The following is a 13,955-nucleotide window of genomic DNA, read 5'->3' on the forward strand; positions in this document are numbered from 1 at the left end:
AGGGTATTTTTATGCGGTTATTGTTATAAAAATACAAAGGTGTTATCATAAAAATCAGAAAGATGAGGGATGACAATGAGCCATTTGTTAACGATGAGTGAATTATCGAAAGAAGAGATTTCAGAAATCCTAAAAGACGCAGAAGATTTTGCGAATGGAAGAGAGAGAAAAACAACAGAGCAAACATTTGTAGCGAACCTGTTTTTTGAAAACAGTACAAGAACAAGGTTTAGCTTCGAAGTTGCTGAGAAGAGATTAGGACTTGATGTGTTAAACTTCTCAGCAGATTCATCTAGCGTACAAAAAGGAGAAACGTTATACGATACGATAAGAACACTAGAATCAATCGGAACAAAAGCAGTAGTCATCCGCCACGGGCAAGATCGCTACTTTGATGAGCTGAAAGGTAAGATAAACATCCCAATTTTAAATGCTGGAGATGGATGTGGAAATCACCCAACGCAATGTCTATTAGATCTTCTAACAATTAAACAAGAGTTTGGAAGATTTGAAGGATTAAAGATTGCAATTGTTGGAGATATTCGTCACAGCCGAGTAGCACGTTCTAACGCTGAGGCACTAACGAAATTAGGAGCAACGATTTATTTTGCTAGTCCAGAAGAGTGGAAAGATGAAACAAACACATTTGGAACATACAAAAGTTTAGATGAACTTGTTCCAGAAGTTGATGTGATGATGTTACTTCGTGTGCAACATGAGCGTCATGACCATTATGAAACAGAGGTTATGAAAGAGTATCATGAGCAGCATGGATTAACAATTGAGCGAGAAAAGAGTATGAAACAAGGAAGTATTATTATGCATCCAGCTCCGGTAAACCGCGATGTCGAAATTGCAAGTGAGCTCGTTGAGTGTGAGCGTTCACGCATATTCAAACAGATGGAAAATGGAGTTTACGTAAGAATGGCTGTACTAAAACGCGCATTACCAAATGTATTAGGAGGAATGAAACATGAATTATTTGTTTAAAAATGGACGCTATCTGAATAACGAAGGAAAAATCGTAGTAACAGATCTTCTTGTACAAGACGGTAAAATTGCGAAAGTAGCAGAAAATATTACGGCAGATCATGCTGAAGTAATCGATGTAAACGGAAAATTAATCGCGCCTGGATTAGTAGATGTACACGTTCATCTTCGTGAGCCAGGTGGTGAACATAAAGAAACAATTGAAACAGGTACACTTGCAGCAGCAAAAGGCGGATTTACAACAATTTGCGCAATGCCAAATACGCGACCAGTGCCAGATAGTAAAGAACATATGGAAGACTTGCAAAAACGAATTAAAGAAAAAGCACATGTAAATGTCTTACCATATGGAGCGATTACAGTACGCCAAGCAGGTTCTGAAATGACAGACTTTGAAACATTAAAAGAACTTGGAGCGTTCGCGTTTACTGATGATGGAGTAGGCGTACAAGATGCGAGCATGATGCTAGCTGCTATGAAGCGTGCAGCGAAATTAAATATGGCAGTCGTTGCACACTGTGAAGAAAATACGCTAATTAATAAAGGATGTGTACATGAAGGGAAGTTTTCTGAGAAACACGGATTAAACGGTATCCCATCAGTATGTGAATCCGTACATATTGCCCGGGACATATTACTTGCGGAAGCAGCAGATTGTCACTATCACGTATGTCACGTAAGTACAAAAGGATCTGTACGTGTGATTCGTGATGCAAAACGTGCTGGAATTAAAGTGACAGCAGAAGTAACGCCGCATCACTTACTATTATGTGAAGATGATATCCCATCAGCTGATCCTAATTTTAAAATGAATCCACCGCTTCGAGGAAAAGAAGATCATGAAGCGTTAATCGAAGGATTATTAGATGGAACGATCGATATGATCGCAACTGACCACGCACCGCATACTGCGGAAGAGAAAGCGCAAGGGATTGAAAGAGCACCGTTCGGAATTACTGGTTTTGAAACGGCATTCCCACTTTTATATACGAACCTTGTGAAAAAAGGAATCATTACATTAGAACAATTAATTCAATTCTTAACAGAAAAACCAGCTGATACATTCGGTTTAGAAGCAGGGCGCCTGACAGAAGGTAGAGCAGCTGATATTACAATTATCGATTTAGACAATGAAGAAGAGATTGATCCAACAACATTCTTATCAAAAGGAAAAAATACGCCATTTGCAGGCTGGAAATGTCAAGGCTGGCCGGTTATGACAATCGTTGGTGGTAAGATCGCATGGCAAAAGGAGAGTGCATTAGTATGAAAAGACAACTTATCTTAGAAGATGGAACAGTATTAATTGGAAAAGGTTTCGGAGGAGAAATCGAAAAGTCAGGTGAAGTTGTATTTACAACTGGAATGACTGGATATCAAGAAACACTATCTGATCCATCATACTGCGGTCAAATTGTAACATTTACGTACCCATTAATCGGAAACTACGGCATTAACCGTGATGATTTCGAATCAATTCATCCATCTGTAAATGGTTTAATAGTAAACGAAATTTGTGATCACCCATCTAACTTCCGTAATGAAATTTCGTTAGATGATTATTTAAAAGAAAGAAACATTCCAGGATTAGCAGGAATTGATACAAGAAAATTAACACGAAAAATTCGTCAATATGGAACATTACGCGGACGTCTTTGCAACATGGATGCGGATGTAGAGTACATCGTTAGTCAATTAAAAGCGACAGTCTTTACAGATCATGTGAAACGTGTATCAACAAAAGACCCATATCCAAGTCCAGGTCGTGGCCATCGTGTTGTACTTGTAGACTTCGGTATGAAGCATGGTATTTTACGAGAACTAAATAAACGTGACTGTGATGTAATTGTTGTACCTTACAATACAACGGCTGAAGAGATTTTACGCCTTAGCCCAGATGGAATTATGTTAAGTAATGGACCTGGGGATCCAAAAGATGTACCAGAAGCAATTGAAATGTTACAAGGTATCATTGGGAAAGTACCGTTATTCGGAATTTGCCTTGGACATCAATTGTTCGCTCTAGCATCTGGTGCAAATACAAGCAAGTTAAAATTCGGTCACCGTGGATTAAACCATCCAGTAAAGCATCTTGCAACTGGAAAAGTAGCCATTACTTCTCAAAACCATGGTTACGCAGTAGAAGAAGAATCAGTTAAAAGTACAGATCTTGAAATTACACATGTAGCTTTAAATGATGGAACAGTAGAAGGTCTTCGTCATACGAAGTTCCCAGCATTTACAGTACAATACCATCCAGAAGCTTCAGCAGGACCAGAAGATGCAAATGATTTATTCGAAGATTTCTTAACAATGATTGCAAACTTCAAGAAAGAAGGGGAAGAGTTATGCCAAAACGCCTAGACATTAACACAATTTTAGTAATCGGATCAGGACCAATTGTAATTGGGCAAGCAGCGGAGTTTGACTACTCTGGTACACAAGCTTGTCAATCTCTTAAAGAAGAAGGTTACAAAGTAATCCTTGTTAACTCTAACCCAGCAACAATTATGACAGATACTGCAACAGCAGATAAAGTATACATTGAGCCATTAACATTAGAATTTGTAAGCCGCATTATTCGTAAAGAACGTCCAGATGCAATCTTACCAACATTAGGTGGCCAAACAGGCTTAAATATGGCGGTTGAACTTGCAAAATCAGGCGTACTTGACGAATGCGGAGTTGAAATTTTAGGAACAAAATTATCAGCAATCGAGCAAGCGGAAGATCGTGATTTATTCCGTACATTAATGCAAGATTTAAATGAACCAACACCACCAAGTGAAATTATTCATACGCTTGATGAAGCATATGAATTCGTAAAAGAAATCGGTTATCCAGTAATCGTTCGTCCAGCGTTCACATTAGGAGGAACTGGCGGCGGTATTTGTCATAACGAAGAAGAATTAATTGAAACCGTAACAAGCGGTTTAAAACATAGCCCAGTAACACAATGTTTATTAGAAAAGAGTATTGCTGGTTGTAAGGAAATCGAATATGAAGTAATGCGTGATTCAAATGATAACGCCATCGTAGTATGTAATATGGAAAATATCGATCCAGTTGGTGTTCATACAGGGGATTCTATCGTTGTTGCACCGAGCCAAACGTTAAGTGATCGTGAATATCAAATGTTACGTAACACTTCATTAAGAATTATTCGTGCACTAGGAATTGAAGGTGGATGTAACGTTCAGCTTGCGCTTGATCCATATAGCTTCCAGTACTATGTAATCGAAGTAAACCCACGTGTAAGTCGTTCATCTGCACTAGCATCTAAAGCAACTGGATATCCAATTGCGAAGTTAGCAGCGAAAATTGCAGTCGGCTTAACATTAGATGAAATTGTAAACCCAGTAACACAAAAAACATATGCATGCTTCGAGCCGGCATTAGACTATGTTGTTTCAAAAATTCCGCGCTGGCCATTTGATAAGTTTGAATCAGCAAACAGAACACTTGGTACGCAGATGAAAGCAACAGGTGAAGTTATGTCAATCGGACGTAACTTAGAGGAATCATTATTAAAAGCGGTTCGTTCTCTAGAGCTTGGCATTTATCACTTAGAGTTAGACCACTTAAAAGAGCTTGATAAAGAAACAATGAAAAAACGCATTATTAAAGCTGATGATGAGCGACTGTTTGTTGTAGCAGAAGCGATCCGTCAAGGTGTAACAAAAGAAGAAATCAACGCATGGTGTGAAATGGACTTCTTCTTCTTACAAAAAGTTGAAAACATCGTAAACATGGAACGCGAAGTAAAAGCGAATGTAGGAAATATGGAAGTATTACAATCCGCGAAAAAAATGGGCTTCAGTGATCACTACATTGCAGCTGCTTGGAATAAAACAGAGCGTGAAATTTACGATATGCGTAAAGAAAATAATATGACACCAGTATTTAAAATGGTAGATACTTGTGCGGCAGAGTTCGAATCTGCAACACCATACTACTACAGCACATACGGTGACGAGAACGAATCAATTGTGACAGATCGCAAGAGTGTAGTCGTACTAGGATCTGGTCCAATCCGTATTGGTCAAGGTGTTGAGTTTGACTATGCAACAGTTCACTCTGTGTGGGCAATTAAAGAAGCTGGATACGAAGCGATTATTGTAAATAACAACCCAGAAACAGTTTCAACAGACTTCAGTATTTCTGACAAATTATACTTTGAACCATTAACAATCGAAGATGTAATGCACATCATTGATTTAGAGAAGCCAGAAGGTGTTATCGTTCAGTTTGGTGGACAAACGGCAATTAACTTAGCTGCTAAATTAGAAGAGCACGGTGTGAAAATTTTAGGAACATCCCTTGAAGATTTAGACCGTGCAGAAGATCGTGATAAATTTGAAGCAGCATTAACGAAGCTTGGTATCCCGCAGCCAGTTGGTAAAACAGCAACAACAGTAGAACAAGCGGTAGCAATTGCTGAAGAAATTGGGTATCCAGTACTAGTAAGACCATCTTACGTACTTGGTGGACGTGCAATGGAAATTGTATATCGTCAAGAAGAACTACTGCACTATATGAAAAACGCAGTAAAAGTTCATGCAGATCATCCAGTATTAATTGACCGTTACATGGTTGGTAAAGAAATTGAAGTAGATGCGATTTCAGACGGTGAAAATGTATTCATTCCAGGTATTATGGAACATATTGAACGCGCTGGAGTTCACTCTGGTGACTCAATTGGAGTATACCCACCGCAAAGCTTATCTGCAAAACTGAAAGAACAAATTATCGAAAATACAATTGCACTTGGAAGAGGATTAAACATTGTTGGATTACTGAATATCCAGTTTGTAGTATTCAAAGACGAAGTGTATGTAATTGAAGTAAACCCACGTGCGAGCCGTACAGTACCATTCTTAAGTAAAATTACAGGTGTACCGATGGCGAATATCGCAACAAAAGTTATTTTAGGTCAAAATCTTGTAGAACAAGGATATGAAACTGGATATCGCCCAGAAGAGAATGAAGTGTATGTAAAAGCTCCAGTATTCTCATTTGCGAAACTACGTTCAGTTGATACAACATTAGGGCCTGAAATGAAATCAACAGGGGAAGTAATGGGTAAAGACTTAACGCTTGAAAAAGCACTGTATAAAGGACTTGTTGCTTCAGGAATTAACATTCCAACGCACGGATCAGTAATCATTACTGTGGCGGATAAAGATAAAGAAGAAGCGATGGAAATTGCAAAACGCTTCCATGAAATCGGCTATAACTTATTAGCAACAGCAGGAACAGCACAATCGTTAACAGAGCAAAACATTCCGGTGCAAGTTGTAAACAAAATTGATTCTGAAGACTACAACTTACTTGATATTATTCGTCAAGGAAAAGCACAGTTTGTAATCAATACATTAACAAAAGGAAAACAACCAGCGCGTGATGGTTTCCGCATTCGCCGTGAGTCTGTAGAGAATGGTGTAGCTTGCTTAACATCACTTGATACAACAAGAGCAATCTTGCGCGTACTAGAATCTATGACATTCTCAGCTCACGCAATGAAAGAAATCGCGCCAAAGCAAGGTCACGAGGTGGTACATGCATGATGCAAAAGCAAAATATGATCGTCGTTAACCAAACAGAAATCGCAAAAAACATTTACGAATTAGTGCTTCAAGGGGATCTTGTACAGCAAATGAACGAACCAGGGCAGTTTGTACACATTAAGGTAGCAGAGGGCATCACGCCCCTTCTGCGCCGCCCAATTAGTATTTGTAATGTAGATCAAGACAAGAACGAGTTTACAATGCTATATCGAGCGGAAGGACAAGGAACAAAAACATTAGCAAAGAAAAAGCAAGGTGAACTTGTAGACGTATTAGGACCATTAGGTCACGGATTTCCGGTAGAAGAAGCGGAAGCTGGACAAACTGCTCTATTAGTAGGTGGGGGAATTGGTGTGCCACCACTTTATGAGTTATCACAACGCCTTGTTGCAAAAGGAGTACGTGTCATTCACATCCTAGGTTTCCAAACAAAAGATGTTGTCTTCTATGAAGAGAAATTTGCAGAGCTTGGTGATACGTATGTTGCAACAGTCGATGGTACACATGGTACAAAAGGATTTGTAACAGATGTGATTGATAGCTATGGAATTGACTTTGACATTTTATACTCATGTGGACCTTTAGCAATGCTTCGCGCATTGGAAGGCCGCTATAAAGAGAAAAAAGCCTACATTTCACTAGAAGAACGTATGGGCTGTGGTATTGGAGCATGTTTCGCATGTGTATGCCACTTGCAAGAAGATCCAAGTGGACATTCTTACAAGAAGGTGTGCAGCGACGGGCCAGTATTTCCAATCGGGGAGGTTGTACTATGAACAGATTGCAAGTTGAATTACCAGGATTATCATTAAAGAATCCGATTATCCCAGCATCTGGTTGCTTCGGGTTTGGTCGTGAGTATGCGCAGTTTTATGATTTAAGTGTACTTGGATCAATCATGATTAAAGCAACAACGGAACAACCTCGTTATGGAAATCCAACGCCTCGTGTTGCTGAAACGCCAGCCGGAATGCTAAATGCAATCGGGCTTCAAAACCCAGGGTTAGAAAAGGTAATGACTTCTGAATTACCATGGTTAGAGCAATTTGATCTTCCAATTATTGCGAACGTTGCGGGCTCACAGGCTGAGGATTATGTAGCGGTAGCAAAGGAAATTTCGAAAGCACCAAATGTTCATGCGCTAGAGTTAAATATCTCTTGTCCCAATGTAAAAACGGGTGGTATTGCTTTTGGTACTGTCCCAGAAATTGCTGCTGATTTAACGAAGCGAGTAAAAGAGGTTTCTGAAGTACCGGTATATGTGAAATTGTCACCGAATGTGGCAAACATTGTGGAGATTGCAAAGGCAATCGAAAATGCAGGTGCAGACGGATTAACGATGATTAATACATTGCTTGGTATGCGTCTAGATTTAAAAACAGCAAAACCAATTTTAGCAAACCGTACAGGTGGACTATCAGGCCCAGCCATTAAGCCAGTAGCGATTCGTATGGTACATGAAGTAAGTCAAGCAGTTAATATTCCAATTATCGGAATGGGCGGTATTGAATCAGCGGAAGATGTTATTGAATTCTTCTACGCTGGTGCAAGTGCAGTTGCAGTTGGTACAGCGAACTTTGTGGATCCGTTTGTATGTCCAACAATTATTGAAGAATTACCAGCATTATTAGATGAATTAGGATTTGACCACATTTCGGAATGTCAAGGAAGGAGCTGGAAATAATCATGTCACAGCCTTTAATCGTTGCACTGGATTTTCCAGGTAAAGCAGAGGTAGAACAGTTTTTACATCACTTTGAAGGGGAGCAGTTATTTGTCAAAGTTGGTATGGAACTATTTTACAAAGAGGGACCTGCTATCATTACGTACCTAAAAGAAAAAGGTCATCAAATTTTTCTAGATTTGAAGCTTCATGATATTCCGAATACGGTAAAAAGCGCAATGCGCAGCCTAGCTAGTCTAGATGTTGATATGGTAAATGTTCATGCTGCTGGGGGAAGCAGTATGATGAAAGCTGCGCTTGAGGGATTAGAGGAAGGTAAGCAAGAAGGAAAAGAGAGACCGATTTGTATTGCAGTTACACAACTAACAAGCACATCGGAAGCCATGATGAAAAAAGAAATCGGCATTGAGAAAACGTTAGAAGAAGCGGTTGCTCACTATGCAAAATTAACGAAAGAAAGTGGACTTGATGGTGTTGTATGTTCAACGCTAGAAGTACCAAAATTACGTGAAGTATGCGGATTGGAATTTGTAACTGTAACACCTGGGATTCGTCTTGCAAGTGATGATGTGAATGATCAAGTGCGCGTAGCAACACCAAAACGTGCACGTGAACTTGGTTCAAGTTATATTGTAGTGGGGCGTAGTATTACAAAGGCGGAAAATCCGCTTGAAGCGTATAAAACAGTAAAACAACAGTGGGAAGGTGTAACAATATGAAAAAAGAAATCGCATCTCATCTATTAGAAATTGGAGCAGTATTTTTACAACCAAATGATCCATTTACATGGTCTTCTGGTATGAAATCACCAATTTATTGTGATAATCGTTTAACGTTATCATATCCAAAAGTACGTCAAGCGATTGCGGCAGGATTAGAGAAGTTAATCGAGGAGCACTTCCCAACTGTAGAAGTTATTGCAGGAACAGCGACTGCTGGTATTGCGCATGCTGCGTGGGTAAGCGATCGTATGGACTTACCAATGTGTTACGTACGTAGTAAAGCAAAAGGTCATGGTAAAGGTAATCAAATTGAAGGAAAAGCTGAAAAAGGTCAAAAAGTAGTAGTAGTAGAAGACTTAATTTCAACTGGCGGTAGTGCAATCACTTGTGTTGAAGCACTTCGCGAGGCTGGTTGTGAAGTATTAGGAATCGTATCAATCTTCACATACGAGCTTGAAGCAGGAAAAGAAAAACTAGCAGCAGCAAACGTAGCATCCTATTCTTTAAGCGACTACAGCACACTGACTGAAGTAGCTGAAGAAAAAGGTATGATCGGACAAGCTGAAACGAAGAAATTACAAGAGTGGCGTAAAAATCCAGCTGATGAGGCTTGGATTACAGCGTAACATTGAAAAACACGATCGCGGGGGGAAACGCGGTCGTGTTTTTTGTTTATAAAGTAGAAAAATTTGATTTTAATCGATTTGTAAAAGAGTGTATTGCATTTAGAAAATTTTCAGGTTCTTCAATGAAAGGAGAATGGTTACTCGTTTCTTTCGATAGCTTCATACCCTTTTACAAATAATAAAGTCATATAAGAAACAATAAATGAGAAAATGCTGTACATGCCAACCCAAAAGAAAAATGATGGTGTAAACAATGTAACTCCTAATATAAGAAAAATAGCAAACGTTACAATGGGCATTACGTAAGATGCTCTTGTTCTAAGCGTCCCAATTACTGAAACAATAAAGATAAGTAATGGGCAAATAAATAAGAGGAAAATCAATTCACTCATAGTTATGTCCCCTTTTCTTAAGAAATCATGTGTTTCTCGTGAACATTTTGAAATACTTGTTCTCCTAATATAATTATTACAAAATGAATAAGTGTGAATGGATAAATAATCATAGTTAAGAGAATTAGAGTAAGAGAAATTTAATCCCACTTTATTTCAAAGTTATAAATAATAAAAAGTGCCACCTTACAAGGTAGCACTTTTTATTATTTTACTGCATGAGCCTTTTGCATCTTTTTAATTAACCGAATTTGTCCGCGATGATTGATTTCGTCTTCAAAGACGTGAAACCATTTGAAAAAGTTGTTTGCTGGTTTGTCATACCAAAACGGTGTCGTTTTATATAGCCATTCGTCAGGTAGTGATTGAAACGTTGCAATCGTTTTAGTACGAACTTCTTGTAACGTATTTATGTAGTAGTCTATAGGATGATTTTTAATCGTTTGACGTCCAAGATCACCTAATTCAACCCCTGGTAACCAGCGTTCTAATTCAGCTTCTGTTGGTTCACGATCTTCAAAAGTATGAATCTGATAGTAAAATTCAATTGCAGCCATATGATATAAAAGCATACCAATGGAATTTGCCTCATCATCGTACAAATAATCGAGCTCTTCAATTGTTAAGTCTTGTACCGCTTGCATTGTTGTATAGCGAGCATAATTCATCATAGAAACAAGTTTTGAGAATTCCATGTTTAATCCGTCCATCTTATCAATTACAAAATTCAATAGAAATGCCTCCTAGTAAATAATCTCTTCAGAGAAAGATTTCGCTACATAGAAAGAAATTCCTGTTAAATAAAGAAGAAAAAACTCCTTGTGTTAAAAGAAAAAATCGTTATATAGGGGACGGATTAACCAATAACAATAAGGTCTCTATTAGCCTGTGTAACTATTTCATGACCATCTTTTGTAATGACAATATCATCTTCAATTCTACAACCGCCCCAGCTAGGGATATAAATACCTGGCTCGACAGTAACAACCATGCCTTCTTGCAAAATAGCTTTACTTTCTTGTGATAATCGAAGAGGTTCATGAAGTTCTAATCCAAGACCATGGCCGGTAGAATGACCGAAGTATTCACCGTAGCCGTGATCTGTAATATGATTTCTTGTAACATCATCAATCGTTTTTGCGGAGATACCTGGTCTAATTGCTTCGGTTCCTCGTTTTAATGCTTCTAATACAATACTATATATCTTTTCAAATTCTTTGGAGTAACTTCCAATCGCGACAGTACGTGTTAAATCAGAGCAATATCCATTGTAGAGTGCACCGAAGTCTAACGTAACCATATCTCCATTTTCAATAATTTTATTTGTAGCAACTCCATGTGGGAGAGAAGACCGGACTCCGGAAGCTACAATAATGTTAAATGAGGAGGAAGAAGCACCTTGTTTTCGCATGAAAAATTCTAATTCATCTCGAACGTCAAATTCAGATACACCGGGTTTTAGAAAACTCGTAATATGCTGAAATGCCTGATCCGCAATGTTAGCTGCGATTTTAATTGTTTCAATTTCAGATTTCTCTTTAATGGTACGAATGGTTTCGATTAATTCGCATACTTGTACAATGTCGCTGCTCACATATTTTTTTAATGCCATGTATTGCTTTAAAGTTATGTCGTTTTCTTCGATTCCTAATTTTTGGATGTTTAATTTAGTTACTTGATTTGCAATCTCCTGTTCTATGTTTCCTTTATGCATAATGATTTCCGCTTGTTGTACCTGTGCTTTTGCTTGATCTACATAGCGAAAATCTGTAATAAATACAGCTTCAGTTGCGGATAGTAACACGACTCCAGCGCTACCTGTAAATCCAGTTGCATACTGGCGGTTTTCCTTTTTGGTAATAAGTAATCCGTCTATTCCGTATTGATGTAGTTGTTCTTGAATTTTTTTTATTCGTAAAATCATTTTGACTCCTCCTTTTCACATGCTTATATAAAGCAAGAATTGTGCCAATATTTTTAGGTGAAAGGCTGTGTTTTAAAAGAATATGTGGGACATAATCTGTTGGATAGGGAAAGTGATGTTTCGATTCATAAGCTGTCAAAAAATATAAACAAACAAGAAGTTTATATGTCTATATTTTTTAACATAGGAATCTATGGTGTCTATTTTTTTATGTTGTTGAGAGAAGTGTATACGTAAAAAGAGGTAATCACGATATCCAATGAATCGTGATTACCTCTTTATTACGTTTTAAGCTTTTAATTTCATCACTGTATCAGCATCTGGCGTTACATACAATGTTTGTTGATTATCATATGTAACAAATCCAAGTTTGGCACCGCTCGGTTTTTTGACATGACGGATCTTTGTAAAATCGACCGGGACAGAACTAGACTCCTTTGCTTTACTGTAATAAGCAGCAAGTTTGGCAGCCTCTAATAAAGTTTCCTCAGCAGGTTCCACAGAGCGGATAACAACGTGAGATCCAGGTATGTCTTTCGTATGTAACCAAATTTCATCACGGCGTGCAAATTTAGTTGTTAAATAGTCGTTTTGCTTATTATTTTTGCCAACTAAAATTTCTGTTCCATCGCTAGCGATATATTTATCTAATACTGGCTTTGTCGGTTTTTTCTTTGCGTTTTTCGCTTTACGGTTGCGTATATAACCTTCTTCAGCTAATTCTTCGCGAATCTCTTCAATATCTTTTGCAGAAGCAGCTTCCATTTGTTGAAGGAGGCTATCAAAGTAAAGGATTTCTTCATTCGTTTTTTCAATTTGTTCTTCCACAATTGCGACAGAATTTTTGGCTTTTTGGTACTTTTGAAAATAACGTTGTGCATTTTCTGACGGTGTTTTTAGTGGATCTAACGTGATTTTTACAGTTCCACCATTTTCATCATAGTAGTTAACAACTTCAATTTCGTTGTCACCTTTTTTTAATGCATACATGTTAGCTGTAAGGAGCTCACCGAATAATTGATATTTACCCGCTTTTCCAGCGTCCTGTAATGTTTTTTCTAGTTTAATTAATTTTTTTTCGTTCTTTGTTTTTTCATTGTGCATAAATCGTTCTAAATCGTGAGCTTGTTGTTTGACACGATCACGTTCTGCTTTTCCAAAGAAGAAACGATCCAATAATTCGCTAACGGATGGAAATGCTTTCTCATCACCTTTTAAGTGAGTGAGAGGGAAGAGATAAAAGAATTCTTTCCCATTCGCTGTTATCATCGTTGGTGTATATTGATGCACCTGCAGTGGTTTTTGTAATGAGAAAAATGCTGCTGATAATGCATTTTCATTTACTAGACCCGCTTTTTTTACAACTTCTTTTGCAAATAGTGGAGAAATTCCCATAAACGCTCCTACAAGTTGCTTATCCATATTTCCCGATAAAAAGTCTAGCGGTCTAATAAACCCAGCTTCTGTTTCAATCTGCAGTGGGTTGATTTTATGCTGTGCTGGTGGTGCAACATATTCTGCACCAGCATATACAGTACGATGGCGATTTACTGCCAAAGAAACATGTTTCAAGCTATCTAAAATAACATTTGTTTTTGCATCTACTAAAATGATGTTGCTGTGGCGCCCCATTATTTCAATTACTAATGTTTTTAATGATTCATCTCCAATTTCATTACGACTCCGGATCGTAATTTGAATAATACGCTCTAAATCGATTTGTTCAATATTTTCAATAAATCCACCTTCTAAATGTTTGCGAAGTAGCATACAAAACATTGGGGGGATGGCGGGTGAATCATAACTTTGGTTGGTAAGATGCACACGTGCATATGTAGGATGTGCTGAAAGAATCAGTTTTTGATTTTTTCCGTTTGCTCGAATATGTAATAAAATTTCATATTTTGAGGGTTGATATATTTTTGAAATTCTTCCTGTTTGAAGAGAATTTGCAATTTCATGTGTAATCGCTCTTGTAAATAATCCATCGAATGCCATTATGAACACTCCTTTCTAACTAAAAGTTAATTATAGCATTTTTTTGGACGAG

The 13,955-nt window shown here is 37.9% G+C and carries 12 protein-coding genes; 8 read left to right on the top strand and 4 right to left on the bottom strand.

From position 1 onward, the window contains the following. Positions 1 to 75 precede the first annotated feature (75 nt). From pyrB to pyrE, 8 genes are read left to right on the top strand one after another with little or no spacing between them, the layout of a single operon-like run. Positions 76 to 990, top strand: a complete 915-nt coding sequence (gene pyrB, locus COO03_RS03495) for an aspartate carbamoyltransferase (RefSeq protein ID WP_097895119.1) — start codon at positions 76 to 78, stop codon at positions 988 to 990. Then, entirely contained in the window at positions 974 to 2,260 is a 1,287-nt protein-coding gene (pyrC, locus tag COO03_RS03500) for a dihydroorotase (RefSeq protein ID WP_097895121.1), read from the top strand. The genes pyrB and pyrC overlap by 17 nt, the downstream gene beginning before the upstream one ends. Then, complete coding sequence (locus COO03_RS03505) at positions 2,257 to 3,354, top strand: carbamoyl phosphate synthase small subunit (RefSeq protein WP_097895122.1); 1,098 nt, start codon at positions 2,257 to 2,259, stop codon at positions 3,352 to 3,354. The genes pyrC and COO03_RS03505 overlap by 4 nt, the downstream gene beginning before the upstream one ends. Continuing rightward, positions 3,339 to 6,557, top strand: coding sequence for a carbamoyl-phosphate synthase large subunit (gene carB / locus COO03_RS03510; RefSeq protein WP_097895124.1), 3,219 nt, complete (start codon positions 3,339 to 3,341; stop codon positions 6,555 to 6,557). Before COO03_RS03505 ends, carB begins: the two co-directional genes overlap by 16 nt. After that, on the top strand, positions 6,554 to 7,333 hold the full coding sequence (gene pyrK, locus COO03_RS03515; RefSeq protein ID WP_097895126.1) for a dihydroorotate oxidase B electron transfer subunit: 780 nt from the start codon (positions 6,554 to 6,556) through the stop codon (positions 7,331 to 7,333). The genes carB and pyrK overlap by 4 nt, the downstream gene beginning before the upstream one ends. Continuing rightward, complete coding sequence (pyrD, locus tag COO03_RS03520; protein ID WP_097895128.1) at positions 7,330 to 8,241, top strand: dihydroorotate oxidase B catalytic subunit; 912 nt, start codon at positions 7,330 to 7,332, stop codon at positions 8,239 to 8,241. Before pyrK ends, pyrD begins: the two co-directional genes overlap by 4 nt. A 2-nt stretch (positions 8,242 to 8,243) precedes the next feature. After that, positions 8,244 to 8,960, top strand: coding sequence for an orotidine-5'-phosphate decarboxylase (gene pyrF, locus COO03_RS03525; protein WP_097895130.1), 717 nt, complete (start codon positions 8,244 to 8,246; stop codon positions 8,958 to 8,960). After that, positions 8,957 to 9,589: an orotate phosphoribosyltransferase gene (gene pyrE / locus COO03_RS03530; protein ID WP_097895132.1), complete on the top strand. Its 633-nt coding sequence runs from the start codon at positions 8,957 to 8,959 to the stop codon at positions 9,587 to 9,589. Before pyrF ends, pyrE begins: the two co-directional genes overlap by 4 nt. Before the next feature lie 137 nt (positions 9,590 to 9,726). Here the strand turns inward: pyrE and COO03_RS03535 are convergent, their stop codons facing one another. The 4 genes from COO03_RS03535 to COO03_RS03550 form a co-directional block, all read right to left on the bottom strand. Further along, a complete protein-coding gene (locus COO03_RS03535) occupies positions 9,727 to 9,981 on the bottom strand; it encodes a YbeF family protein (RefSeq protein WP_097895134.1) in 255 nt (84 codons plus the stop codon). Between the two features lie 206 nt (positions 9,982 to 10,187). After that, positions 10,188 to 10,712, bottom strand: coding sequence for a DinB family protein (locus COO03_RS03540; protein ID WP_097895136.1), 525 nt, complete (start codon positions 10,710 to 10,712; stop codon positions 10,188 to 10,190). Between the two features lie 125 nt (positions 10,713 to 10,837). After that, the gene (locus tag COO03_RS03545; protein ID WP_097895138.1) at positions 10,838 to 11,905 is read right to left on the bottom strand and encodes a M24 family metallopeptidase; all 1,068 of its coding nucleotides are present in this window, start codon (positions 11,903 to 11,905) and stop codon (positions 10,838 to 10,840) included. 288 nt (positions 11,906 to 12,193) lie between these two features. Further along, positions 12,194 to 13,903, bottom strand: coding sequence for an Rqc2 family fibronectin-binding protein (locus COO03_RS03550; protein ID WP_097895140.1), 1,710 nt, complete (start codon positions 13,901 to 13,903; stop codon positions 12,194 to 12,196). Positions 13,904 to 13,955 lie beyond the last annotated feature (52 nt).

The organism is Bacillus sp. AFS098217, from assembly GCF_002551815.1.
Lineage (GTDB): Bacteria > Bacillota > Bacilli > Bacillales > Bacillaceae_G > Bacillus_A.